Source organism: Streptomyces sp. NPDC030838, from assembly GCF_055572035.1.
Window position 1 is genome coordinate 67,256 of the sequence record NZ_JBVIED010000018.1, and the last position, 24,902, is coordinate 92,157.

24 protein-coding genes are annotated in these 24,902 nt (G+C 74.3%); 16 read left to right on the plus strand and 8 right to left on the minus strand.

The annotated features are described in order from the left end of the window. Positions 1-43 precede the first annotated feature (43 nt). The gene (locus ACZ42A_RS34585) at positions 44-937 is read right to left on the minus strand and encodes a LysR family substrate-binding domain-containing protein (RefSeq protein ID WP_468531284.1); all 894 of its coding nucleotides are present in this window, start codon (positions 935-937) and stop codon (positions 44-46) included. A gap of 90 nt (positions 938-1,027) precedes the next feature. On the opposite strand from ACZ42A_RS34585, the gene ACZ42A_RS34590 reads away from it, so the two are divergent. The 5 genes from ACZ42A_RS34590 to ACZ42A_RS34610 all read left to right on the plus strand — a co-directional run bounded on the left by ACZ42A_RS34590 (position 1,028) and on the right by ACZ42A_RS34610 (position 3,957). Then, complete coding sequence (locus ACZ42A_RS34590) at positions 1,028-1,429, plus strand: DUF5997 family protein (protein ID WP_468531285.1); 402 nt, start codon at positions 1,028-1,030, stop codon at positions 1,427-1,429. Positions 1,430-1,590: 161 nt separating this feature from the next. After that, on the plus strand, positions 1,591-1,908 hold the full coding sequence (locus ACZ42A_RS34595) for a hypothetical protein (RefSeq protein ID WP_468531286.1): 318 nt from the start codon (positions 1,591-1,593) through the stop codon (positions 1,906-1,908). Positions 1,909-2,007: 99 nt separating this feature from the next. Continuing rightward, the gene (locus tag ACZ42A_RS34600) at positions 2,008-2,370 is read left to right on the plus strand and encodes a DUF4288 domain-containing protein (protein ID WP_468531287.1); all 363 of its coding nucleotides are present in this window, start codon (positions 2,008-2,010) and stop codon (positions 2,368-2,370) included. Between the two features lie 32 nt (positions 2,371-2,402). After that, the gene (locus ACZ42A_RS34605) at positions 2,403-3,227 is read left to right on the plus strand and encodes a lantibiotic immunity ABC transporter MutE/EpiE family permease subunit (protein ID WP_468531288.1); all 825 of its coding nucleotides are present in this window, start codon (positions 2,403-2,405) and stop codon (positions 3,225-3,227) included. Between the two features lies 1 nt (position 3,228). Further along, positions 3,229-3,957 (plus strand): ABC transporter ATP-binding protein, encoded by a 729-nt coding sequence (locus ACZ42A_RS34610; RefSeq protein WP_468531289.1) that lies wholly within the window; start codon positions 3,229-3,231, stop codon positions 3,955-3,957. A 178-nt stretch (positions 3,958-4,135) separates the two neighbouring features. On the opposite strand, the gene ACZ42A_RS34615 is transcribed toward ACZ42A_RS34610, so the two are convergent. The 7 genes from ACZ42A_RS34615 to ACZ42A_RS34645 all read right to left on the minus strand — a co-directional run bounded on the left by ACZ42A_RS34615 (position 4,136) and on the right by ACZ42A_RS34645 (position 9,486). Further along, positions 4,136-4,846: a helix-turn-helix transcriptional regulator gene (locus tag ACZ42A_RS34615; protein WP_468531290.1), complete on the minus strand. Its 711-nt coding sequence runs from the start codon at positions 4,844-4,846 to the stop codon at positions 4,136-4,138. Positions 4,847-4,959: 113 nt separating this feature from the next. Continuing rightward, positions 4,960-5,421: a DUF2511 domain-containing protein gene (locus tag ACZ42A_RS34620; RefSeq protein ID WP_468531291.1), complete on the minus strand. Its 462-nt coding sequence runs from the start codon at positions 5,419-5,421 to the stop codon at positions 4,960-4,962. After that, complete coding sequence (locus ACZ42A_RS34625; RefSeq protein WP_468531292.1) at positions 5,418-6,320, minus strand: ATP-binding cassette domain-containing protein; 903 nt, start codon at positions 6,318-6,320, stop codon at positions 5,418-5,420. The genes ACZ42A_RS34620 and ACZ42A_RS34625 overlap by 4 nt, the downstream gene beginning before the upstream one ends. Positions 6,321-6,325: 5 nt before the next feature. After that, on the minus strand, positions 6,326-7,117 hold the full coding sequence (locus ACZ42A_RS34630; RefSeq protein ID WP_468531293.1) for a hypothetical protein: 792 nt from the start codon (positions 7,115-7,117) through the stop codon (positions 6,326-6,328). A gap of 131 nt (positions 7,118-7,248) precedes the next feature. Then, complete coding sequence (locus ACZ42A_RS34635; protein WP_468531294.1) at positions 7,249-7,878, minus strand: hypothetical protein; 630 nt, start codon at positions 7,876-7,878, stop codon at positions 7,249-7,251. 160 nt (positions 7,879-8,038) lie between these two features. Next, positions 8,039-8,932: a hypothetical protein gene (locus ACZ42A_RS34640; protein ID WP_468531295.1), complete on the minus strand. Its 894-nt coding sequence runs from the start codon at positions 8,930-8,932 to the stop codon at positions 8,039-8,041. Further along, a complete protein-coding gene (locus tag ACZ42A_RS34645) occupies positions 8,929-9,486 on the minus strand; it encodes an RNA polymerase sigma factor (protein WP_468531296.1) in 558 nt (185 codons plus the stop codon). The genes ACZ42A_RS34640 and ACZ42A_RS34645 overlap by 4 nt, the downstream gene beginning before the upstream one ends. Before the next feature lie 186 nt (positions 9,487-9,672). Here ACZ42A_RS34645 and ACZ42A_RS34650 point away from each other — a divergent pair, with 186 nt between their 5' ends. The 11 genes from ACZ42A_RS34650 to ACZ42A_RS34700 all read left to right on the plus strand — a co-directional run bounded on the left by ACZ42A_RS34650 (position 9,673) and on the right by ACZ42A_RS34700 (position 24,825). Continuing rightward, a complete protein-coding gene (locus ACZ42A_RS34650) occupies positions 9,673-9,840 on the plus strand; it encodes a gallidermin/nisin family lantibiotic (protein ID WP_468531297.1) in 168 nt (55 codons plus the stop codon). 113 nt (positions 9,841-9,953) lie between these two features. After that, complete coding sequence (locus ACZ42A_RS34655) at positions 9,954-13,175, plus strand: lantibiotic dehydratase (RefSeq protein ID WP_468531298.1); 3,222 nt, start codon at positions 9,954-9,956, stop codon at positions 13,173-13,175. Further along, complete coding sequence (locus ACZ42A_RS34660) at positions 13,172-14,563, plus strand: lanthionine synthetase C family protein (protein WP_468531299.1); 1,392 nt, start codon at positions 13,172-13,174, stop codon at positions 14,561-14,563. Before ACZ42A_RS34655 ends, ACZ42A_RS34660 begins: the two co-directional genes overlap by 4 nt. Next, positions 14,560-15,534 carry an ABC transporter ATP-binding protein gene (locus tag ACZ42A_RS34665; RefSeq protein ID WP_468531300.1) on the plus strand — a complete coding sequence of 325 codons (975 nt, stop codon included), beginning with the start codon at positions 14,560-14,562 and terminating at the stop codon, positions 15,532-15,534. Before ACZ42A_RS34660 ends, ACZ42A_RS34665 begins: the two co-directional genes overlap by 4 nt. Beyond that, positions 15,531-16,328 (plus strand): ABC transporter permease, encoded by a 798-nt coding sequence (locus tag ACZ42A_RS34670; protein WP_468531301.1) that lies wholly within the window; start codon positions 15,531-15,533, stop codon positions 16,326-16,328. Before ACZ42A_RS34665 ends, ACZ42A_RS34670 begins: the two co-directional genes overlap by 4 nt. Then, positions 16,325-17,806 carry a DUF6895 family protein gene (locus ACZ42A_RS34675; protein WP_468531302.1) on the plus strand — a complete coding sequence of 494 codons (1,482 nt, stop codon included), beginning with the start codon at positions 16,325-16,327 and terminating at the stop codon, positions 17,804-17,806. Before ACZ42A_RS34670 ends, ACZ42A_RS34675 begins: the two co-directional genes overlap by 4 nt. Further along, complete coding sequence (locus tag ACZ42A_RS34680; protein WP_468531303.1) at positions 17,806-18,150, plus strand: hypothetical protein; 345 nt, start codon at positions 17,806-17,808, stop codon at positions 18,148-18,150. The genes ACZ42A_RS34675 and ACZ42A_RS34680 overlap by 1 nt, the downstream gene beginning before the upstream one ends. A 93-nt stretch (positions 18,151-18,243) precedes the next feature. Further along, complete coding sequence (locus ACZ42A_RS34685) at positions 18,244-18,918, plus strand: dienelactone hydrolase family protein (RefSeq protein ID WP_468531304.1); 675 nt, start codon at positions 18,244-18,246, stop codon at positions 18,916-18,918. Positions 18,919-19,310: 392 nt separating this feature from the next. Continuing rightward, on the plus strand, positions 19,311-20,744 hold the full coding sequence (locus ACZ42A_RS34690) for a cytochrome P450 (protein ID WP_468531305.1): 1,434 nt from the start codon (positions 19,311-19,313) through the stop codon (positions 20,742-20,744). Then, positions 20,728-21,735 (plus strand): (-)-alpha-amorphene synthase, encoded by a 1,008-nt coding sequence (locus tag ACZ42A_RS34695; RefSeq protein WP_468531306.1) that lies wholly within the window; start codon positions 20,728-20,730, stop codon positions 21,733-21,735. Before ACZ42A_RS34690 ends, ACZ42A_RS34695 begins: the two co-directional genes overlap by 17 nt. Positions 21,736-21,924: 189 nt before the next feature. Continuing rightward, positions 21,925-24,825, plus strand: a complete 2,901-nt coding sequence (locus ACZ42A_RS34700; protein ID WP_468531307.1) for an ATP-binding protein — start codon at positions 21,925-21,927, stop codon at positions 24,823-24,825. Positions 24,826-24,902 lie beyond the last annotated feature (77 nt).

Consider the following 24,902-nt stretch of genomic DNA (forward strand, 5'->3'; position numbering starts at 1 on the left):
GGGCGGCCCGGTCGTCGGGCCCGGGGGACGGCCCGGTCGTCGGCTACGACCGGCGGCGCGGCTTGCCCCGGCGAGCGCCCTTCGGGGCACCCTTCGCGCCGCCCCCTCTGGCTGCCCCGCCCTTGGCGGCGGCACCTCTGGCTCCGCCGCTCTTGGCCGCACCGCTCTTCGCCACACCGCTCCTGGCGCCGCCACTCTTGGCACCGCCGCTCTTGGCAGCGCTGCCGGACCGGCCGCCGCGCGGGCTGTCGCCGGCGGCGCGGGCCCCGGCCGCGGGCTTGCGCCGGGCCGTGCCCTCCTGCGCGTCCTTCTCGGACTGCGGGCGGGTGCGGCCGCGGGTGCTGTTGACCGTACGGCCGCGGACGATGCCGATGAAGTCCTCGACCAGGTCGGTGGTGGCGTCCTCCGGCCAGGAGAGGGCGACGCTCGACTGGGGGGCGTCCGTGACCGGCCGGTAGGTGAGGTCGCGGCGGTGGTGCAGCCGGGCCAGCGACTGCGGCACTACCAGGACGCCGATGTTCGCCGCGACCAGCTCGATCGCGTCGGCCGTGGTGGCGGGGCGCTCGAAGGCGGGTTCGCCCGGCGGCCGGTCCCAGCCGAGGACGTCGTCGAGGGGGTGCAGGACCACCTCGTCGGCGAGGTCGTCGAGGGTGATCTCGTCCGCCGCGGTGATCACGTGGTCCTTGGGGACCACGACGACGGTGGTCTCGGTGTAGAGGGGGATCGCGCTGAGGACCGTACGGTCGACGGGGAGGCGGACGAGGCCCGCGTCCGCGCGACCGTCCCGCAAAACGTCGGAGGCCTCGGCGGGCGGCACCTGGAGGAGCGTGAGAGGGACGTCGGGCGAGCGCTGCTCCCAGACCCGCACCCACTTGGCGGGCGTCACTCCGGGGACGTACGCGAGCCGGAAGGAGGGGGAATCCGCCGAGTCGGTCATCCCGCCAGGTTACCGGCTGTGGTCGGGACCGCCGGCGGTCGGTACTGGCTGTGGTCGGACGGCTCGTCGGCGGCCGATAGTCTGGACGGCATGAAGTCGCACCAGAGCACCCAGACCATGAAGCCCGCGACCGCGGCGAAGAAGCTGGGTGTGTACCTCCCCGCCACCCCCGCCGAGTTCCAGGAGGGCGTCGTCACGCGCGCCGAGCTGAACGAACTCCAGGCGAACCCGCCGGAGTGGCTGCGGGAACTGCGACGCAACGGTCCGCACCCCCGGCCGGTGGTCGCGGCGAAGCTCGGCGTCTCCATCGCCGGCCTGGCCCGCGGCGGGGTCACCGAGGCGCTCACCAGCGAGCAGATCGAGGCGCTGAAGCAGGAGCAGCCCGAGTGGCTGGAGAAGGAGCGCGCCACCCAGGCCGAGGTCCGCAAGGAGGCGGCCCGGCTGAAGAAGCGTGACGCGGAGCGCGCGCAGGAGGGCGACGCACGCGCCTGACGCGCGCCTGACACGCTCCCTGGCAGCGCACTGCCATCGGACTGCCAACCTCCCTGCCATCCGCACCGCGCCGGCGCCCGGGGTGGAAGGTTCGAATCCGTCCTGTGACGACCGTCCGGGACACCCCGTCCTGGGACGACCGTTCCAATGGGAGGATTCGGATGAAGGCACTGCGCCGTGTTCTGGTCTCCGCCGCGCTCACCCTGTCGCTCGGCGGTCTGCTGGTTCCCGAAGCCGTCGCGGCCCCGGCGGCCGCCGAGGCCGTGGCGATGGCCGCCCCCAGCTGTCGCGCGGGGGACAATCTCGACGAGGTGGCTGCCAAGTTCATCTCCCGCTGCAAGAAGGGCTCGATCCGCCGGGAGTTCCCCAGCGACCGCCTGTCACGCACGCTCGGCCAGATCTACGAGGGAAAGGTGCGGGGCGACCGCGACGACGTGAAGGCGTGGAAGCTGCTGAACGACCGCCGTTTCGACAAGTAGACGACGCGTAGGCGAGCAGACCGGCAGACGAGCAGACGACAAGTCGTCGACAAGTGGACAAGTGGACAAGGCGACATACGGCGACACACGGGAGCGAGCGTGACCGACCGACACGGCATCGACCAGCCGACCGACCTGCCCTTCGTCGCCCTGGTGGTGATGGAGGCGACCACGGCGGAGGCGGGCTCCGCCGAGGGCCCTCTGTACCAGGAGAACTTCGTCCTGGTGCACGCGCCCGACGAGGCGTCCGCCCGCGCGCGGGTCGAGCGGCGGGCGCGGGACGCGGAGACCAGCTACCTCAACGACCAGGGGCAGACGGTCACCTGGCGGCTGAAAGCGGTCGTCGACGTCAAGGAGGCCGAGGACACCGACCTCGCCAAGGACGCCGATCTGTACACCCGGCACTTCCGTGACTGGGCGGCGTACGAACGGGTCGAACCCCTGCTGTCCCGGGAGGCGTGAACCGGGTCGGTCGGTCCGGCTACGTACCGGGCATGCGACACGACACGACAGCCGCCGCCCGTGCGGCGGAGCGCGACCGCCCCGGGCCGGTCCGCGACAATCCCTCCCTGGTCACCGTGACCGGCACGGAGCTGGTCCGGCTCCGCCGGGGCTTCCTCGCCTGGTATCACCTGCTGGCCCCGGTGATCATCACCGTTCCGCTGTTCCTCGGCGCGCTCGGCTCCTCCGAGGCGAAGGCCGGCCAGACCTTCGAGGTGTTCCGGAACGTGACCCTGGAGTTCTGGGGCGTCCTGGTTCCGATGACGGCCGGCCTCGCCGCCGCGCTCTCGGTCCGCGCGGACCAGGACGCCTGGCGGCTCCTGTTCTCCTACGGCGTCCCGCGCGGCCGGTATTTCTTCGGGAAGGTCGCCGCGCTGGGCGTGCTCGGCTTCGTCTCCTCGACCGTCCTGCTGGTCATGCTCTCGCTGGGCGCCATGCTGAGCGGCCGGTTCCCGGGCGCCCTCGGCACGGTCGTCGCGGCGGTGTATCTGCCCTGGCTGGTGGGCCTGTCCATGACGGCGATGGCGACGCTGGTGGCCATCGTGTGGGGCATGGGGCCCAGCATCGGCTGTGGGGTGGCGGGGCTGCTGTGCGGGGCGCTGGTGTCGGACAAGACGTTCTGGTACCTGGTGCCGTTCGCCTGGCCGATGCGGGTGGTGCTGCCCCTGGCCGGCATCGGGCCGAACGGCGTGCCGCTGCCGAAGGACAGCCCCGTCACCGACCCGGGGGCGATCCCGGTGGCCCTGATGCTCGCCGCGGGCCTGACCGTCGTCCTCCTCCTCGTGGGTCGGCTCCACATGATCCGTAAGGAGATCTGAGATGTCCCAGGCGCAGGCGGCGCACGCCCTGCTCATCCGCGATCTGCACAAGCACTACGGCGCCCACCGCGCCCTCGACGGGGTCGATCTCACGGTCGGGACCGGTGAGGTCTACGGCCTGCTCGGGCCGAACGGCGCGGGCAAGACGACGCTGATGAAGGCCCTGCTCGGCCTCCAGCGGCCCACGTCGGGCACGATCGAGATCCACGGCCGGCCGGTGGGCCGGGACAGCCTCGCCGAGGTCGGGGCGCTCATCGAGGTGCCCGGCCTGTGGCCGCAGCTCACCGCCGACGAGACCCTGCGCGTCCACGCGCGGCTGCGCGGGGTGCCGTTCGACTGGATCGACCCGGCGCTGGAGCTGGTCGGCATGACCGGGGCCCGGGCGCGCAAGGTCCGGACGTACTCCCTCGGTATGCGCTGGCGGCTCGGTATCGCGGTCGCCCTGCTGGCCCGGCCCCGGCTGATCGTCCTCGACGAACCGACGAACGGCCTGGACCCGGTCGGCATCCGCGAGATGCGCGGCATCATCCGCTCGCTCGCCGACCAGCAGGTCGCCGTCCTCATCGCCAGTCATCAGCTCGCCGAGGTCGCCCAGGTCTGCGACCGCGTCCAGGTCCTGGTCGCCGGCCGCACCCGCTACGAGGGCACCGTGGACGGGCTCGCCGTCGACGGCGATGTGGAGGCGGGCTTCTTCCGCCTGGTGGAGACGGCGGACGCGGGGATCCGCTGAGGGGCGGGGCGGTCGGGCGTGCCGTGCCTTGGGGGCGGGGCGGTCGGGAGTGCCGTGCCTTGGGGGCGGGCGATCGGGCGTGCCGTGCCCAAGGGGTGTCGGCGGTGTGGTCACCGGGCTCCGGCCCACACCGCACGCTTCCTCCGGCCCCTCTCCTTCGCGCGCCGCCCCCGTGGCGTCACCCCGCCCTGCGGATATGCGCCCCCGGCCCCCCTCCGTCGTCGATCAGCCCCAGCTCCGCCGCGCGGGCGTGCAGTTCGCTGCGGCCGGAGACGCCGAACGCGTTGTACAGCTTGCGAATGCGGCGGTACATCGAGCGCTCGGAGCAGTAGGTGCGCCGGGCGATCTCGGACACCGTCGCCGAGGAACAGAGCATCCGCAGCAGATCCGCGTCGTAGCCGGCCGGGACGGCGGGTGCCGCTGGGGATGCGGCGGGTACGACGGGTGCGGATAACGCGCCGTCCGGCAGGGCGCACAGCCGTGTCTCGGCGCGGCGAGCCCCCGGCGGGCGATGGGCTCTCAACTGGGCCAGCAGCAGATCGATCTGCCGTTCGTCGGTGATGGCGAGGTTGAAGACGAAGTTCGCCCCGGCGCGCATGGCGTGGTAGGTGAGCCGCCCGCAGACGTCGTCGGTGACGGCGACCAGCAGGGCCGTCGGGTGCCGGACGCGCAGCGCCCGCAGCCGGTCCGCCTGGAGTTCGCTGAAGACCGGCATGAGCACGGGCAGCCGGGGTTCGCCGGGCGCGGCGAGCTGGATGTCGTCGACGAAGTCGACCCGGTCGAGGCTCGCCAGCAGGGCACTGAGCGGCGTCCCCGGCGTCGAGCAGGGCGTCTCGAGCCCGGTGTGGGCGAGGACATGGAGGCGGCTGGTAACGATGAGCTGCGGCAAAGCGGTGATCCCCCGTGATACGCGATGCCGGACCATGGCGGCTGGTCCGGCGAGGTCGTAGCAGGAACCGCGCCGCTCGCGGTCACGGCGGCGCGGTGTGCGGGCCGCGGTGGTCAGCCGGCGGCCTTGCAGAGTTTGAGTGTCTTGGTCAGCAGCGATCCGAGGCTGATCGGATCACCGTCGTCCCCCTTGGCCCGCAGCGGCTCGATGCTGCGGTATCCGGCGTCGCGCGCCCGGTCGTTGAGCGCGTACGTCGTGCCGTCGGGCGCGGTGAAGACGGCCTGGTTGTCGCCCCGGCACTCGGCGGTGCCGTGGTCGACGGTGAGCGGCCAGGTGTAGCCGAGGTTCTTCTCGCTGATCCGCTGTGTGGTGGAGGTGGGGCTGGGCAGCGGCTCCGGATCGGTGGTGGCGGGTTGGGAGTTGCCGCTGCCGCCGCAGGCGGTGAGCAGACAGCAGACGGCGAGGACGACGGCCGCCAGGCCGGGCGGTCCGGACCGCGCTCTGGTGGGGGCGCCGTCGGGCCGGGTCAGGTCGGGGGTCCGGGCGGTCGGGGGACAGTCGGCGTCGTGCGTCATCTGCTGGCTACCTCGCTCTCGGAAGAGGGGGACGGTCCGGTGGTCTTGAGGAGGGCCGCGTAGCCGTCCTCGAGGGTGGGCTGTACGGGTCGGGCTCCGGGCGGTGGCGTGGAGGCGACGACCCGGTACTCCGGTCCGGCGGCGGTGGTGACCGCGCTGACCACGTCCGCGCCGGGCGGCGGGGCCGCGGTGCCGGCCGGGAGCAGATAGGTGCAGCCGGCGGCCTGGCTGACCAGGGCGGCGGTGCTGTCGTGAAAGACCAGCCGGCCCGCGGTGAGGACGGCGACCTCGGGGCAGGTCTGGGCGACGTCGTCGAGGATGTGGGTGGAGAGCAGGACGGTGCGGTCGCCGCCGAGGGCGGCGAGCAGCGCCCGGAACCGCATCCGCTCGTGCGGGTCCAGTCCGGCGGTGGGCTCGTCCACGATCAGCACGCTCGGGTTGCCGAGCAGTGCCTGGGCGATGCCGATCCGCCGCCGCATCCCGCCGGAGAAGCCGCCCAGCCGCTCATGGCGCAGGTCCTCCAGGCCGACCTGGGCGAGCCGGATCTCCACCTGCCGCCGCCGCTCGCGCCGGTCGTGGATGCCCTTCAGGACGGCGATGTAGTCGAGGAACTCACGGGCGGTCAGGTCCGGGTACAGGGAGAGTTCCTGCGGGAGATAGCCGAGGGTGCGTTTGACTGCGGTCAGGCCGGCGCTGGTGGCCAGGTCGTGGCCGGCGACCACGATCCGGCCGGAGGTGGGGCGCAGCACCCCGGTCAGGAGGCGCAGCAGGGTGGTCTTGCCGGCCCCGTTCGCGCCGAGCAGTCCGACGGTGCCGCCTTCGATGTGCAGGTCGACGCCGTCCAGGGCACGCCGCCCGCCGGGGTGGACCTTGGTCAGTCGCTCCGTCGTGATGTTCATCGCGGTCAGGCTCCGTGTCGTCGGGGGCGTGCGGCGAGGTGGCCGAGGGCGTGACAGACCGCGGCGGTGAGCAGCACGAGGGCGAGGTTCAGCAGGGCGGAGGCTCCGGTGACGTCCGGGCGGAGGGGTCCGGCGCCGCCGCGCGCCGCCCAGATGCGCGGGGCGTCGGCCCAGGCGGCCAGGGGGTAGCCGCCGAGCGGGGAGAACACCGTGCCGGTGACGGTGGGCAGCGGGGAGAAGCGGGGCGGGAAGTGGGTCGCCCACAGCCACACCACCACGACGACGGCACGGGCCGCGGACACCGGGATGAGCAGGCCGAGCAGGCCGGCGAAGGAGGTGGCCAGCAGGGCGGCCGGCAGTACGGCAGTGACAAGAGCGACCAGCGCCGCCGTGAGGGGTCTGCCGCTGGTCTCGACGAGGGACAGCACCGCGCCGTAGAGCAGCAGCAGGGCGGCCACGGGGGCGAGTGCGGCGAGCAGCGGGCCCAGCAGGGCTCCGGTGCCGCGGGGCAGCCGGCCGGTGGCGGTGGCGGCCAGCAGCTCCGGCATCCCGTGGCTCTCCACACCGCGGCGCAGCCGGTCGGTCAGGGCGAGCGCCAGTCCCAGCGTGCAGAAGGTGTTGACGAGTACGGCGGTGACGCCGACCCGCTCGGCCGGGTCCGCCGGTCCGGTGACCACGGGCGAGGTGACCGCGAGCAGCAGGGTGAGCGCGGCCAGCGGCAGCACCGCGGCCCACACGACGCGCCGCCTGACCGCCATCAGCGCCTCGTAGCGGATGGTCCACAGCAGCGCGGTCATGGGATCTCCAGGGTTGGTCGGACGAGTCGGTGGGGCGGTGCCGGTGCGTCCACGCGTGCGGGTCCGGTCCGGCGGTGGGCTGCCCGGCGGTCGGGGCGCCGGGAGGGGCCTGCGGTGTGCCGTGCGCGCCGTCAACCGCCCTCCTCCCGTTGGTGCGTGAGCACGCCGGAGCGTTCCGCGTCGGCGAGGAGGCGCAGGGCGAGGAGGATGAGCACGGCGCCGGCCAGGGCCGCGGCGACGCCCTGCGGGGCGCCGTGCGGGGCGACCCGGTCGAGGAGCAGGAGTTTGGCCAGGCAGACAGCGGTGACCAGGCCCGCTCCGGCGCCGGAGGAGCCGGCCCGCGCGGTGGCCCAGAGCGCGCAGCCGGTCAGCAGGACGGTCAGCCCGGCCAGTTCGACGAGGACCGTGCCGGGACTGATGCCGCGGTCGGCGGCGGTGAGCGCGCCTACCAGGGCCACGGCGGCGACGGCGGTCGACCCGGCGGGCCAGCACAGCCGGCGCAGCACGGTGCGGGGATAGCCGGTCGGCAGCGTCAGATGCAGCTCCGTCATCGCCTCCCGGGCCAGCACCGAGCCGCAGGCCAGGGCGGTGGCGGCGGGCAGCGCGGTGCTGAGCAGGGCCCGGCCCAGCAGGCTGCCGCCGTGCGGCCCGGTGGCCATCGCCGCCCCGACCGCGAGCGCGGCGAGCAGCGGCAGCAGCAGCGCGCCACGGCCGCAGCGCCGGGCCTCGTAGGCCCATGAGCTCCAGGGCACGGCGGTCATGGCGTGCTGTCCTCCCTTGCGACGGGTGTGGCTCCGCCGACCCCTCGCCGGGTCGGGGGTACCCGGGCGAGGGGACGGCGGACGACAGGTACGTAGCGGTGGGAGGCAGGGCGGTTCACGGCGTCTTCCGAGCCGGGCGCACCGGTTCCCGCGGGCGGCGTCATGTGCGGGACGGGTGACCGCGCATCGCGGTCGTGGCCCAGGTGAGCAGCAGCGCGGAGGCGGCCAGCGTCCACGGTGTGGTGGACAGCAGGGGGCCGAGGGCGGCGCCGACGGGGGAGGTGAGGAAGCCCTGAGGGCCGGTCAGGACGCCGAGCAGCCAGAGGGATCCGCCCGCCGCCGCTCCGACGGACGGGGCGACGCGCACCGCGAGGGCGAGGGCGAGCGACGAGGCGAGCAGGGCCTCGCCGAGCCAGTCGGTCACCACCGGCCACCACCCCGGCCCGCCGACCAGCGCCGAGCACACCGCGGCCAGGGCCAGATCGGCACCGAGGACGACGGCCATGCGGGCGAGGAACACGGTCCCGGGCGACACGGGGAGCGTGAAGTGCAGCTCGCGGCGCGGATCGCGGCGGGGCGAGGCGACGACGAGGGAGGCGAAGAGGACCAGCAGGACGCAGGCGGCGCCGAACAACCGCAGCCCTAGCCGCTCGTCGCCCAGCAGCGGCGCCAGGAGCGCGGCCGTGACCAGTCCGAAGGCGCTGAGCGGCGCCCACAGCCGGGGCAGCAGGGCGGCTTCGGTGCGGGCCAGTTGCCAGGCCAGCCGCCAGGGCGCGGGTGGGCGCGCGGGCGGGAGGGGAGGCGGCGCCGACGGGACCGGCGCGGGCGCGTCCGCGGGTCCGGCGGTCAGCCGGGCGCCGAGCAGGGCGTCGAAGGCGGGCGGGACCAGGTCGGGCGCGGTCTCGAGGTCGCGGGTCGCCCGGCCGATGGCCCGCCAGTCCGCCATCCTGGCCCGGCAGCCGGGACAGCCGTCGAGGTGGTGCCGCGGGCCGTGCCCGGCGGGGGCGCCGTGCACCAGCCGGATCAGTTCTTCGTCGGCGAGGTGTTCTCTCATCGTCGTCCCGTTCCTTCCAGCCGCGAGGCGGCGAGCATGCTGCCCAGCCGCCTGCGTGCGTGGGACATCCGGCTCTTGACGGTGCCCACCGGGATGCCGAGCACGGCGGCCACCTCCGGGTAGGCGAGTTCGTCCACGAGGACGAGGCCCAGTACTTCACGCAGGTGTTCGGGAAGGGCGCGGACCGCCGCGCGCAGCTCGGTCCGCTCGGCCGCCAGCATGACCTGTTCCTCCACTCCGGGGTCGGGGTGCGGTACGTGCTCGGCCTCGGCGAGGTCGGTGAGCTGCGGCCGCGCCCGGCGGAGCTGGTTGTGCGCCTGGCGCCGCGCCACCCCCAGCAGCCAGCCGCGGACCGAGGACTCGCCCCGGAAGCCGGCCGCGGACCGCCACACCGCGAGCCAGGCCTCCTGAAGGATCTCCTCGGCCACCGCCGGCTCGGAGGTCAGTCTGCGGATCAGGCGCAGCATGGCCGCCGCGTGCCTGTCGTACAGGGTCCGCAGGGCGGTCTGGTCGCCTTGGGCGGCGGCGGTCAGCAGGGCTTCGTCCGAACACACACGACGTACGTAGCGGCTCGCGGGGCGGCGGTTCAGCCGCTCCCGGGGTTGATCCCTCCAATGAGGGAACGCGGTCCTGCCATTGAACTGCCATTACTGCCAGCCCTTCAGGAAGCCGTTGAGCCCGCCGACGCGCCCGTGGTTGCGTGCTTCACGGATCGCAACTCCCGGACGAAGGAGCCTCACATGGGCACCCACGGACCCGCTCAGTACGACGACGCGGACCTGTTCGACCTCGACCTGGAGATCGGCGTGGAGAAGTCGGTCGCCGGACCGGCCGTCACGTCCATCTCCTACTGCACGCCGGGCTGCACCAGCGACGGCGGCGGGTCGGGCTGCAGCCACTGCTGCTGACGGCCCACCACCCGAGGGCCGGCCACGGAGCCCGGCCGGTCCTCGGGCGGCGCCGGTGACCTCGACCGACCATCCGCACGACACCGACACAGGACGGCAGAAGGGGGCAGGCCTTGGGAGACACGCTGTTCCGCGCGGCCGACGTCTTCCTGCTCCGCGCGCCGGTGGCGCCCTCCGTGCCGGGGCTGCCCCTCCCCGGGGACGGCAGCGCGCCGGACGACCCCGACGCCTGCGCGGCGCTGCTGCGCGCCGCCGCCGCAGATCCCCTGCTCGACGAGGCCCTCATGCTGGCCTCTCCGGCGCTCAGCGCGCTGGTGCACCGGGTGGCGGCACGAGGGCGCGCCGGGCTGACGGCCGGACGGCTGCGGCGGGCCGCGTTGGCGGTGCTGCGGTACGACATCCGGATGCGGACGCGGCCGACGCCGTTCGGTCTCTTCGCCGGCGTCGCCGTGGGCGAGTTCGACGCCACCGCCAAGGCGGTCCGGGGGCCGGGGCACCGCACGCGGACCCACGCGGACGTTCAGTGGCTGACCAAGGTGACGCACCGTCTGGAGCAGGACCCGGCGGTGCTGGAGGTGCTGTCCGTGCAGGCGCACCAGGCGCTGACGGTGCGCGGCGACCGGCTGGTGCTCACCGCCCCGTCCACGCTCGGGACGGCGCCGGCGCCGGACGGCGAGGGGCGGGCCACCGTGTCCGTGCGCCACACCCCGGTCGTGGCCCGCGCGGTGGCGGAGGCGCGTACGCCGGTGCCGTATCCGGTGCTCGTGGACCGGCTCGCCGCGGCGTTCCCGAAGGCGCCGGGCGACCGGCTGCGGGCGTTGCTGGCGGAGCTGGTCCGGCAGGAGATCCTGATCACCTCGTTGCGTCCGCCGCTCGACGGCGGTGATCCGCTGCGGTGGGTGCGGGCGGTCCTGGACTCGGTGGCGGATCCCTCTCCCGCCACCGAGTCCGTCCGCGCGGCGCTGCGCCGCTTCGACCGCGAGCGCGCCGCATACGACGCCCTGCCTCCCGGTGCCGGGCGGGAGCGGCTGCGGCGGCTGCTGGCGGACGCGCGCGCCATCGCGGCGGACGACACGCCGGTGCACGTGGACACCCGGCTGGACGCGGTGCTGCATCTGCCGTACGCGGTGCGGGACGAGGTGGAGCGGGCGGCGGAGGTGATGGTCCGGCTGTCGCGGCCGAAGCGGGGGCTGTGGGCGTTGCGCAACCTGCACCGGCGCTTTCTCGACGTGTACGGCGCCGACCGGCTGGTGCCGGTGCTGGAGCTGCTCGATCCGGCGACCGGACTGGGGGCGCCGGCCGGGTACGGCTGGCCCAATGGTGAGGCCGCCCCGGTGCCCTTGGAGGACCCGCGTGACGTCGGCGTCGACCGGGCGATGGCGCGGCTGGCGGCGACGGCGCTGCGCGAGCGGCGGCGCGAGATGGTGCTCGGCGACGCGGAGTTGGCCGAGTTGTGCCCGCAGGCCGTGGATCCCGCCGTCGCGCAGAACTCGTGCGAGATCACCGTCCAGGTGGTGGCCGCCGACGCGGACGCGCTCACGGACGGGGACTTCCTCGTCTTCCTCTCGCCCTCTCCGGGGTCCCACCGGGCCGGTGCCACGCTCGCCCGGTTCGCCGATCTGGACCCCGGCTGGCGCGAATCCTTCGCGGCCCTGCACCGGGAGACGCCGGTGCACGTGGAGGGCGCCATGGCGGTGGACCTGGCGTTCCGGACCCGGTCGGGCCGGGCCGCCAACCTGGCGCACACCGTGCCCGCGACCCGGCGCCGGATCTCCGTCGGTGTCCCGGACGCGGCCGGTGTCGAGGAGCTACGGCTCGCGGACATCGCCGTCGGCGCGACCCTGGACCGGCTGACCGCCGTACACCTGCCGACGGGCCGGGAAATCGTGCCCGTGCTGGGCAACATGGTGAGCGCCCCGGCCCAGGCGCCCAACGCGGCGCGGCTGCTGTGGGAGATCGGCCTCGAGGGGCAGCGGCTGTGGGAGCCGTGGAACTGGGGCCCGCTCGCCCAGGCGCCGTTCGTGCCGAGGATCCGCTCCGGGCGGTTCGTGCTGGCCTGCGCCGTGTGGCGGCTGGACGAGCTGCGGGGCGTGGCGCGGGGGGCGCGCGGGGCCGCCTGGGACCGCGCGGTCGCCGCGTGGCGGGAGCGGTGGGACGTACCGCGCCATGTCCTCGCCGTGACGGCCGACCAGCGGCTGCTGCTCGACCTGGATCAGGTCTGGCACCGTGAGCTGCTGCGCGACCGGCTCCCCCGGCACCCCGAGCTGATCGCCCAGGAGGTGCCGGGCGAGCACGAGGGCCTGCTGGACAGCCCGCTGGCCGGGCACACCACGGAGATCGTCGTGCCCCTCACCCGCCGCGCGGCACACCCTCCGGCGTACCGCCCCTACACCGGCCACCACACCCCGCGGCGCCCGGTCCACGGACTCGGCGGCGAGTGGCTCTCCCTGAAGGTGTACGGCTCCGCGCGCACCCAGGACGACCTCCTGCGCACCGCGCTGCCCGGGCTGGTCGACCGGGCCCGCGAACTCGGCGCCGACCGCTGGTTCTTCCTCCGCTACACCGACGAGGCGGGGCATCATCTGCGGGTGCGGCTGCACGGCGGCCGGGCCGCGCTGTGGGGCGAGGTGGCCCCGGCGGTGGGCCGGCTGCTGGCCGAGTGGCAGGGGCAGGGGCTGGTGCGCGGGCATGTGGTGGCGCCGTACGACCCGGAGGTGGAGCGGTACGGCGGCGTGGACGCGCTGGAGGCGGCCGAGGAGGTGTTCCACCGCGACAGCGAGGCGGCCGTGGCGCTGCTGCGCTTGGCTCACGAGGTCCGCGGTTCCGTGCCGGGCGGCCCGTGGTCCGGCGTCCGCTCCGGACCGTCCGGGGTCCTGCCCGACGACCTCGCCGTGCTCTCCTGCGCCGCCCTCGCCCACGCGTTCGGAGCGCCCGCGCCGGGGCATCCGCTGCTCGCCGAGGACTGCGGCGACGACGGCGCGGCGGCCTGGCTGTCCCTGACCGGTTCCCGGCGCGATCTGCCCGAGGCCTACCGGGAGCGGGCCGCGGGGTGGCGCCGCCTGGTGGATCCCCACGGCGGCTGGCCCGCGCTGTCCGCCGATCTGCTGGGCGCGCCCGTGCTGGCGGCGCTGCGCGAGCGGGACGCTGCCGTGCGGCGGCTGGCGTGCGCCGTCCGGGCGAGCGGGCGTACGCCGGAGGGGCGGGTCGTGGGCAGTCTGCTGCACATGGTGTGCAACCGGCTGCTGGGCGGTTCGACCGCGCGGGAGACGGCCGTGCTCGGCATCGCCCGGGGCGCCGTACAGGACCAGCTCAACCGCCGGAGGCACCTGTCATGAGTTCCGTCGCCCTCGGGCACCGCTCCCCCGCCGTGGCCGAGACCGCCGAGCGGGCCGTCACGCTGGTCGCGCGGCGGCTCGCGGACCCCGGCGCGGTCGCCGCCGTGGCCTCCCGGGACGACAACCGGGACCCCGTGTACGACGCGGTGATGTGGGGGCCGCTCACCCTCGCCAACGGCCTGCCCGGGACCGCGCTGCTGTACGGGGAGCTGGCCCGCGTGGACGACTCCTGGCGTGCGGTGGCGCACCGTCATCTCGCCGCCGCCGGAGAGGCGATGGCCGCCGCGCCGAGCCGCGGGCTGTTCTCCGGGCCGACGGCGCTGCTGGCCGCGGCCCAGACCTGCGCGGGCGGCGCGGGCCACTACGCGTCGCTGCGGCGCCGCCTCGCGGAGTGGGTCGCGCGCGACCAGCGGGAGCGGATCGCCGTGTTCCGGGAGCGCGCGGCGCGGGGCGAGCAGGGCGTGGACTGGGCGTCGTACGACCTCGTCAACGGCTTGTCGGGCACCGCGCGGCTGCTGCTCGACGCGGCCGAGGACCCGGCCGAGCGGTGCCCGGAGGTGACGGAGGCGCTGACGGCGTCGCTGCGGCATCTGGTCACGGTCAGCGAGCCGGTGACGGTGGCGTGTCCGGTCCGGCACACCGTGCCCGGCTGGTGGGTGCCGGCCGGGCTCCAGATCAGCGAGCGGGACCGGCGCACGTATCCCCGGGGCGACTTCAACCTCGGCATGGCGCACGGGATCGCCGGGCCGCTCGCCGTGCTGGCGTCGGCGGCGGAGCGCGGTCACGACGTGCCGGGGCTGGAGGAGGCGGTGCACCGGATCGCGCGCTGGCTGCTGGGCTGGACGCTGCACGACGAGGCGGGGCCCTACTGGCCGGCGCGCGTGAGCTGGGACGACGAGACGGCAGCCGACCGGCCGCCGACCCTGTTCACCCGTACGGCGTGGTGCTACGGCACCCCTGGGGTCGCCGCGGCGCTGCACCGCGCGGGCCGGATGTTCGGGCAGCCGCACTGGCGGGCCGCCGCCGTGGAGGGGCTGCGCGCGGCGCTGCGCCGGGACGAGCGCCGGTGGGCGGTGGACGGGCCGACGGTGTGCCATGGCTTCTCCGGGCTGCTCGCGGTCGTCTCCCGCGTCGCGGCCACCGAGCCGGATCCGATGCTGCTTGCGGGCCGCGACCGGCTCGTCGGCAAGGTGCTGGAGGGCCTGGACGAGGAGGCCCCGTTCGGGTTCCGCCATCTGATGCGGTTTCCGGCGGCCGCGCGCTCGCCGGTGCCGCACCGGGCGCTGGACGTGGCCGGGATGCTGGAGGGAGCCGCCGGGGTGGCCCTGGCGCTGCTGCCCGTACGGCACGAACCGCTGCCGTGGGACCGCTGTCTGGGGCTGGCATGACCGGCGGGACGGGGGTGACCGGCGGGGCGTCGGTGGCGGGCGCGGCGGGCGTACCGGCGTACGAGGTGCGGGGGCTGGTCGTGCGGTACGGCAAGGTCACCGCCGTACATGGCGTCGACGTCGTCTCCCCGCCGGGGCGGATCACCGCGCTGCTCGGCCCGAACGGCGCCGGTAAGTCGAGTCTGCTGCGGGTGCTGTCCACGGCGGCCCGCGCGGACGCGGGCAGCGTGCGGATCTTCGGCCACGACGTGCGCCGCTCCCCCATGGCGGCCCGGCGCGCGCTGGGCCTGGTCTTCCAGGAACGCACCCTCGACAAGGAGCTGTCCGTCGAACGCAATCTGTGGTTCCACGCCCGGCTGTTCGGGATGCGCCGCGCCGACGCGCGCGGCCGGATCGCCCTGATGCTGGAGCTGTTCGGGCTTCAGGACCGGGCCCGGCAGCCGGTCGAGGAGCTGTCCGGCGGCCTCGCGCGGCGCGTGGAGATCGCCCGGGCGCTGCTGCACCGGCCGGGCCTGCTGCTGCTCGACGAGCCGACCAACGGCCTGGACCCGAGCGCCCGGAGCACGGTGTGGGCGGACCTGACCCGGCTGCGGGACGAGCTGGGCGTGACGGTCCTGTACTCCACGCACTACATGGACGAGGCCGAGTACGCCGACGAGATCGTGATCCTGCGCGACGGCCGGGTGGTCCGGCAGGGCAGTGCCGCGCGGCTGAAGAGCAGCCTGGACTCCTCACGCATCGTGGTGAGCAGCGCCGACGACGCGCGGGCCGCCGCCCAGTTGCGCGCGGCCGGGTTCGCGCCGCTGACCGGCCCGGACGGCGTCGTCGTGCACTGCCAGGACCCGGAGCGCCGGGTCGCCGACGTGGTGCGCGCCCTGGACGTCCCCGGCCTCACCCTCGCCGTACGGCATCCGTCCATGAACGACGTCTATCTGGCGGCGGCCGACGAGGGGCGGGTGAGCACCCGGTGACCCTCTCCTTCCCGGTCGGGGCGGACACTCCGGCGGAGCGGCTGGCGGCGGGCGCGCGGGCCGTCGCGGTCATCGCGCACCGGGATCTGCTGCGCCAGGTCAAGCGGCCGGGTCTGCTGGTCAGCCAGGCGGCGCAGATCCTGTTCTTCGTGCTGGTCTACGCCGTCGGCTTCGACGGCATGATCGGCGCCGTGCGCCCCGGGGTGCCGTTCAGCGCGTACGTCTTCCCGGGGCTCATCGCCATCCAGGTGGTGTCGGTCGGTGTCGCCTCCGGCCAGACGTATGCCTGGGACCGCGAGTACGGCGTGCTGCGGGAGCTGCTGGTGGCGCCGGTGCCGCGGATCTGTCTGCCGCTCGGCAAGGTGGCCGCGGGCGCCGGGATGGTCACGGCGCAGAGCGTGCTGATGCTCGCCTTCAGCCCGCTCGCCGGGGTGCCGCTGACACCGTCCCGGTTCGCGGCGGCCGCCGCCTGTTTCGCGCTGAGCGCCGCGGTGTTCAGCGTCATCGGGCTGTGTCTGGCGACGCTGATCGAGCGGGTGCAGACGCTGCAGGCGACGGTGCAGCTGGCCATGTTCCCCATGCTGTTCCTGTCCGGTTCGGTGTTCAGCCCGGCGGACGCCCCGGGCTGGCTGGCCGCGGCCATGCACCTCAACCCGATGACGTACGCGGTGGACCTGGCCCGGCAGAGCCTGCTGGGCGGCCCGGGCATCCTGCCGTGGTGGGCCGACTTCGGGGCCCTCGGCGCGGTCCTGGCCCTGGCACTGGGGCTGCTGCGGCTGCGGAGCGGCCGGTGAGGCGGGAGGACGCCGACGATCTGTACGTGACGGCGGGCCTGGTCCTGGAAGGGGTGGTCGGCTGGCTGACCGGGCACCTGGACTGGTTCGACCCGGCCGTGTGGGAGCGGCGGCTGCCGCGCCGCCCGTTCCGGCCCGGCCCGCTGCTGGAGCTGCTGGGGTTTCTGCGGCTCCTGGACCGGGTGCCGCGGCTGTCGCTTCCGCAGCACGCCGGGCTGCGGGCCGGGGCCCTCGACCTCGCGGAGCGGATCGTCGACGATCCCGAGTTCGTGACGGGTCTGCGCCGGGCCGACCCGTACTTCCCGTACCACCTCAACCTGGTCGCGCTGCTGGAGCTGCTGGGCCGCCCCAGACCGGAGCTGCGCCGGGACTGCCGGGCGCTGCTCGCGGTGGGCGCCGGCGGGCACGCCCGTCCGCACCGGCCGGTGCTGAACCGCCTGGAGCTGCGCTGCTTCCTCGACCGGTACGGCCTCCCCGCCCCGCCCGGGCTGCCGGACCGGACGGCTCTGTACCGGCAGAGCCTGCCGGGGCTGGGCGCAGACCCGCTGGCCCTCGACGAGAGCGAGGTCTACGCCTTCACACACGCCCTGTTCTACGCCACCGACTTCGGCGCCCGCCCCCTGCCACCGGGCCCGCCCGCGCCCGCCGAGACCATCGCGCTGCTGCTGGCCGCGCAGCTCGCCCGTGGCCACCTGGACCTCGTGGCGGAGCTGCTGCTCTGCACGGACCTGGCGGGCGGGCCGGACGACTCACTGCCGACCCGGGCCTGGACCGCGCTGGCCCGCGCCCAGCGGCCCGACGGGGCGGTCCCCGGCCCGGTCCACCGCCCCGCCCTGCTGACCGGCCCGACCCCGCTGAGCGGCGAGAAGGCCGCGGCGTATCTCTTCGGCACCTGCTACCACACAACGCTGGCCACGGGGCTCGCGGCGGCGGTACGGCTGTGCTCGGGGGCGGTGAGGGCAGAGGATGGCCGCTGGGCGGGGGCGGGCTCGTCGTCGGCTGTCGGCGGTGCGGAGGATGGTGGGTCCACCGGCGCCGACACTGCGGAGGATGGTGGGTCCGCCGGCGCCGGCGCTGCGGAGGCGGGTGGGTCCCCGGCCGCCGGTGACAGGAACCCGGATCCGTCCGGGGCCGCCGTCGGCGAGAAGCCGGGCCCCTTCCCCGCCGACCCCGCTCCGGAGGCGGTGCGCCGCTGGGCGGAGGCGGTGCGTGGCGCGGTGCCGGGGGCCTCCGTGGAGGAGCGGGCCGTGTGGGGCGTTCAGCTGGATCCGCTGCTGGTGGTGTGCGTGCAGCGGTACGACCGGCCGGGGCTCGCGGCGGTGCTGGATGCGGCGCACGCGCTGGGCCGTGCCGACACTCCCCTGACCCGGTCGGGCGCCGCGCTGCTCGCGGCGGGCTGGTGTGTGCCCGGGACCTCGCATGGGGCTCGGCCGGACCGGGTACACGGGGGGACCGACCGGACGTCGGGAGGCACATGATGAGCGAGCAGACACCGTCCCAGGCCGAGGGCGAACGCGACGACGTCACCGGCACCTACGATCCGCCGCGCACCACTCCCTCCCAGGCGGAGGGCGAGCGGGTGGACGACGTCGAAGAGGTGACGCAGGCTCCGCCGGGGCAGGGCGTGGAAGGGCAGGACGCGTACGCGCGTGCCCGTGACGAGGAGGAGCCGGGGGCCCACTCCGGCCAGGAGAGCCAGGCCCGTGAGCGGGTGGTGCCGGGCACGGCGAGCGCGGCGGAGGGGTACGGCCCGTCCGGCGGGACGGCGAGCGGCGAGCCGCTGACGGGTGTCGAGGAGTCGGCGGACGAGCGGACCCGCTGAGGGACGGACCGGCCGCAGGGGGCCAGGCCCGGTTATCGACTGTCGGCTGAAAGCCGGAGGTGGGCTGCCGGCGGAGAGCCGGAGGTGAGGCGGATGATCTCCGAGATGGTGACGGTGCCCGCCCATGAGGTGGCACTGGCGGGGGATCTGGTGGTGCCCGGCGACGAGATCCCGGCGGTCGTGCTGTTCGCGCACGGCAGCGGGAGCTCCCGGCACAGTCCGCGCAACCGTGCGGTGGCCCGGGAGCTGAACCGGGTGGGGCTGGGCACGCTGCTGCTGGACCTGCTGAGCGAGCGCGAGGAGCAGGACGACATCCGGACGGCCGAGCACCGCTTCGACATCGGCCTGCTGGCCCGACGGCTGGTGGCCGCGATCGACTGGATGGAGCGGCAGCCCGAGACCGAGGATCTTCCGGTGGGTCTGTTCGGGGCGAGCACGGGCGCCGCCGCCGCGCTGGTGGCCGCCGCGGAACGGCCGGAGCGGGTGTACGCGGTGGTCTCCCGGGGCGGACGGCCGGATCTGGCAGGCGACCATCTGCCGCAGGTCGAGGCGCCGGTGCTGCTGATCGTGGGCGGAGCGGACGAGATGGTGCTGGGGCTCAACGAGGAAGCGGCGGAGCGGTTGTCGGTGCCGTACCGGATCCATGTCGTCCCCAGGGCCACACACCTGTTCCCGGAGCCCGGCGCCCTGGAGGAGGTGGCCGCCGTGGCCGGCGACTGGTTCCGGGAGCGGCTGGGCGAGGAGCGGCCCAGCGAGTCTTCCGGCTGATGCCGCCGCCGTCCCGCCGGACGAACTGCGGTCCGTCCGGCGGGACGCGCTGCCGCTGACCGGCCGCGCCGGTCTGGACGTCTGCCGGTCCGAACGTCTGCCGGAGCGGATCGCACTGCTCGGTAGTGGGCGCCGGATGCCCCAGGGGATCCGGTATGTGAGCCCCGGCCGAAGCCCCCGCGGAGCCACTGCCGAGCCCCTGCGTCGCCTGGGTTTTCCGCGCATATGCCTGCCGTGCTTCGCCGTGCACCCGTGCGCCCCCATGGAAAAAGGATTCCGCAATCCGCGACCAGGTTGAACTGGGCAGTACATGATTCAAGTGCCGTTCGGTGAATGATCACCGAATTCCATGTTTCGACTGAGGCGGGTGGTATCCGATGAGCGGTTCCGCTATGGAACCAGACCAGGCATGGACAGTGGGATGTGCCCCTGGCGCATTCCCACTGCTCGGCCACGGTATCGCCTTGTTCCGCCGACCGCTGGCGTTTCTGAATTCTTTGCCGGCGCGCGGGGATCTGGTGGAGGTGCGGCTGGGGCCGCAGCGCGCCTGGGTGGTCTGCCACCCGGAGCTGGTGCACCGGATGCTGCTGGACGCGCAGACGTTCGACAAGGGGGGCTCGCTGTACGACAGACTCCGCTCGCTGATGGGCGACGGCGTCGTCACCTGTCCGCACGAGCGGCACCGCCGACAGCGCCGGCTGCTCCAGCCCGCCTTCCGCCCCTCCCGCGTGGCCGGCCACGCGGAGCTGATGGGCGAGGAGGCCGAGTCCGTGGCCGCAGGCTGGCGGGCCGGACAGGAGGTGGACGTCAGCGCGGCCATGATGACCGTGACGGCACGCGTGATGAGCCGGGTGCTGTTCTCCGACTCCCTCGACGCGGCGACCCACGCCGAAGTGCGGCACTGCCTCGCGGATGTCGTCCGCGGTCTGTTCCTCCGGACGATCGTGCCGGTCGACGCCGTCTTCGCGTTCCCCATACCCGCGAACCGCCGCTACCGGCGCTCCGTCGACCGGCTGCACGCGATCGTGGCCCAGGCGGTCGCCGAGCGACGCCGCGACGGAGCCCACCGCGACGATCTGCTGGGGACGCTGCTGGCCGCCGCCGAGAGCGACGAGGACGGGGCGGTCTCCGATCGGGAGGTCCACGACCAGCTCATCACCCTGCTGCTCACCGGTGTCGAGACCACCGCCCTGTGCCTGACCTCGGCATTCAGCCTGCTGGCCCGGAACCCGGACGCGGAGCGCCGGCTGCACACCGAGATCGACACGGTGCCGGCCGCCGGGCGGCGACCCGGACCCGGGGACCTTCCCCGGCTCGACTACACCCGCGCCGTCGTCACCGAGACGCTGCGCCACTCCCCGCCGGGCTGGCTCTTCACCCGCCTCACCACCCGGGACACCGAGCTGGCGGGCCGCCGGCTCCCCCGGGGAACGACCGTGCTGTACAGCCCGTATCTGCTGCACCACGATCCCGCGTCCTTCCCGGACCCCGAGCGGTTCCTTCCCGAGCGCTGGCTGCCGGGATCGACCGCCGCCGAGCGGGACCACGCCCTGGTGCCGTTCGCCGCGGGCAGTCGCAAGTGCCTCGGCGACGGCTTCGCCATGACGGAGGCGACGCTCGCCCTGGCGACCATCGCGGCCCGCTGGCGGCTGACCCACCGGCCCGGCCCGGCCCACGACTCCCGCCCCGCGGTGACGCTGGGGCCGAGGGCACTGCGGATGACCTGCGTACCGCGCACGCGCGAGCGGGTCGGCACCGCGCATCGCACGACGATCCGCGTACCGGACTCCCGAATGGCAGGTGACAACGGTGTCGACGACGCATGAGGAAATCACGGTCCCCCGGCAGGGCGGAATTCGCAATTCCAGCCTGAAGGAGCTGATCGACGCGCATCTCTATATGCCCTTTCCGTTCCAGCGGAACCGGCATGAGGCGGAAGCGGCGGAGGGGGTGGAGAAATGGTTGCGGGAGTGCGGACTGAGCGAGGAACCGGGCATTCCGGAAATGATCGAGTACACCCGGCCCGCCGAGCTGGCCTCCTTCAACAGCTCGGCCATGGATTCCGGAATGCTCCAGATCGTGGCCAATCAGATCGCCTACCAATTCATCTACGACGACCAAGCGGAGGCGGTCGGCCGCCACCGGCCGGAGCGGCTGCTGCCGATGCTCTGCGAGAGCATCGCGATCCTGCGCGACGGCGCGGCACCCAGCACCACCCTCGGGGTGGCCCTGACCGACCTGTACCGCCAGGTCAGGGAGCGGTGCACGCCGGCGCAGGCCGCCCGGTGGGCCTGGAAGAGCCGCGAGTACGTCCACGGTCTGCTGTACGAGGCGGTGGCGCAGACCCGCGCCGCGCCGCTGCGGATCGAACTGTGCACCTCGATCCGCTCGCTCACCGCGGGCGTCGAGCCGTTCTACCCGCTGTGCGAGGCGGCGCAGTCCCGCGAACTGAGCCCCACCGAGCTGCATCATCCGGTCATGCGGCGACTGGAGCGGCTGTCCGCCGACGCGGCCGTCTGGATCCCCGATCTGTTCTCCGCGGTGAAGGAGCAGCGGGCGGGCGAGATGATCAACCTGGCCCTCGCCCACCGGCACGCACACCACTGCTCGCTGCCGGCGGCCGTCACCCGGGCCATTCGTCAGATCAACAGCACGATCAGTGAGTTCGAGCAGCTCTACGCGGAGTTCGAGCCGGAGTTGAGCCCGGCCGGCATCGGCTACGTGGAGGGCATGATCGGCTGGATACGGGGGTGCTACTACTGGTCCCGCACCGTCCCGCGCTACGCGGAGGCGACCACCACGCCCGTGCTGATGTGAATGTCGGTGACTGGCTCCCTCACGGGGGCCAGTCATATGGCATTACCAGACGGGCGGGCCGTCAAACTCCTGAAGCCGTTGATTCACCCATCCCTGTCCTTGTCCTGTCCCAATGCGGCCAATCGGGTGTCCTTCAGGGCGTACGCTCAGCCTGCCTGCGAGGACCAGCGACAGGAAGCGGTAGGGCACATGGCGCCTGTGTCACGGCAATCGATCACCCATTCCCGGCCGTTGTTCGAACGCCAGAGGGAACTCGAAGCGCTCGATGCCGCCTTGTCGAAGCTGCGGGCCCCGGCCCACGGTGTCACACCGAGTCGTGGCGGGCTGCTGGCCTTCACCGGTCCCGGCGGGATGGGCAAGACGGCGCTCCTCACCGTGGCGCGCGCCCGCGCCACGGGCCGTGGATTCACCGTGCTCTCGTGCCGTGGCGGGGAGTCTGAGCAGGATCTGGCGTTCCGTCTGGTCCGCCAGCTCGTCCAGCCCGCACTGGCAGCGATGGACGAGTCCGAACTGCGCAGGTTCCTGGGAAGTTGGTATCCCATCGTCGCCCCGGCCCTCGGTCTGGAGGCGGCGGACAACGGGCTGCCGGACCCGACCGGGGTGCGCGACGGGCTGGACTGGGTGATGACCCGCCTCGCGGTGAAGAAGGCCCCTCTCGCCCTGCTCCTCGACGATCTGCACTGGGCCGATCTGGAGTCCCTGAGCTGGCTCACCTCCTTCGCCCCGCGCGTCGCGGACCTTCCGCTGCTGATCATCGCCGCCTACCGGCCCGCCGAACTGCCGCCCGAGGCTTCCGCCTTCAAAGCCCTGGTCGAGGACCACGGAAGCCGCCCCTACTCGCTCGCCCCGCTCAGCACCGAGGCCGTGGCGCGGATCGTGCGGGAGGAAGTGGGCGAGCAGGCCGAGGACGAGTTCTGCGCCGAGTGCTGCTCGGCCACCGGCGGCAGCCCGTTCGAGACCGTCGAGCTCGCCGTCGGACTCGCCGAACGGAACCTGAAGGGCAGCCGGGACGACCTGCCGGCCATGCGGGACCTCGCCGCCGCGGTCAAGGGCCCGGGCCTGCTCGACCGGCTGAAGCTGCTCGGCACGACCACCGTGCGATTCACGCACGCGGCGGCCGTCCTGGGCTCCCCGTTCTCACCCGACATCGCGACCACGCTCGCCGCGGTCGGCAGCCAGGCCGCCGCCGAGGCGATCGAGAAGCTGCGCGCCGCGCGCATCCTGGCCGAGGGCGAGACGCCCAACGGCGAACTGGACTTCGCGCATCCGATCATCGAGACGACGATCTACCGCTCCATCCCCCCGCACTTCCGCAGCGGCTTCCACAACTCGGCGGCGTTGGCCGTCCGCGCGGCGGGTTACGGCCCGGCCGCCGCCGCCCGCCACCTGATGGAGGTGCCCTGCGAAGGCAAGCCGGAGGCGGTCGAGAGCCTCCGGGAGGCCGCGTACGAATACCTCCGGGCCGGGGCTCCGGAGGCCGCCCGCAAACTGCTGACCCGGGCACTCCAGGAGCCGCCCCTGCCCGAACAGCGTGCCCGGCTCCTGCACGAACTGGCGGGCGCCACCTTCCTCATCGAGCCGACGGCCACGATCAGTCATCTGCGCGAGGCGCTGGCGGAACCCTTTCTCGACCCCGAGTTGCGTGCCTCCATCGTCTACCGGCTGACCCAGGCGCTCGCCCACACCGACCGGATGGCCGAGGCGGCGACCGTGGCCGAGGAGGAGGCACAGAAGACCAAACATCCCCGGATCCGGCTGCGGATGCAGGCGGATCACTTCGTCTGGAGCATGCTCCGCACCGACGCACGCGACTCCGCCGCCCGCTCCCGCAGGCTGACCCGGCTGGCCGAGCGGCTGACCGGACGCGGCCCTGAGGAGCGCTGGATCCTGGGCCTGCGGGCCTGGGACTCCCTGCTGCACGGCGAGCCACGGCGATCCGTCCTCCGCTGTGCCGAGGACGCCCTGCGCGGCGGAATGAGCTGGACCGACGAGAACCGGGGCTTCGAGGTGCCGGTGTCGGTGGCCCTGGCGTTCATGTACTGCGACCAGCCGCGGCGGGCCGAGGAGCTGTTCACCAAGGGCATGGCCGAGTGCCAGTCGAAGGGCTGGCGCGGCTCCCATCTGGCCCTCGGCCAGACGCTCTTCGGGTACATCCGCTATCGCCGGGGCGACCTCATCGGGGCTGAGCACTGGGTGCGCGAGGGCCTGCGCACCGCCGAGCGGGTCGAAGGCGCCGTGCCCGCGCAGTGGTTCGCCGTCGGCGTCCTCATCGAGACGCTCCTGGCCCGCGGACAGACGACTGCCGCCCGCGAGGTCGCCGACGAGCACCACCTGTACGGCCGCGTGGTGCCGAGCGCCGTCATCTACCCCGATCCGCGCACCGTCTACGCCGAACTCCTCCTCGCCGAAGGCCGCCGCGCCGAAGCCGCCCAGCTCCTGTCCGAGGTCGGCGAGTGGCTGGACCAGCGGGACTGGCGCAACCCCTCATGGTGCCCCTGGCGGCTGGATCTGTCGGCCGCGCTGGCCCGGACCGCGCCGGAGCGGGCCGTGCGGGTCGCCCGGGAGGCCGTGGCGCACGCCCGGGACTTCGGCGCGGCGTCCGTGATCGGTCAGGCGTTGCGCGCCGAGGCCGAGGTGACCGGCGGGCGGGCGGCGCTGGAGCTGTACGCGGAGGCGGTGGAGCACCTGGAGCAGTCGCCGTCGGCGTACGAGCTGGCCCGGGCGCTGGTCGGGCACGGCGCCGCGCTGTCCCGCGACGGCCGGCTGCACGACGCCGCCGACCGGCTCTACCAGGGCCTGGAGGTCGCAGTCCACTGCGGTGCGGAGGCACTGGCCGCCCGGGCGAGGGAGGAGCTGTCGACCGCCGGGCTGCGGCCGCTGCCCCTGCGGTACGCCCAGACGGACACGCTCACCGCGCATGAGCGCCGGGCCGCGGAGCTGACCGCCCAGGGCCACCCGGCTCCGGTGGTCGCGAAGGAGCTGCACCTCACCGAGCAGGGGGTGCGCCAGCTGCTCTCCGCCGTCTACCGCAAGCTCGGCACCGACCCGGCGGGCCTTCCGGAGGCCCTGGAGGCGCTGCCGCGGGCGTGACGGCGGTGCCGGCCGTGCGGGGCACGGCCGAAGCGGCGTGGGGCTGCGGGGTCCAGCCGAAGCGGCGTGGCGCGTGC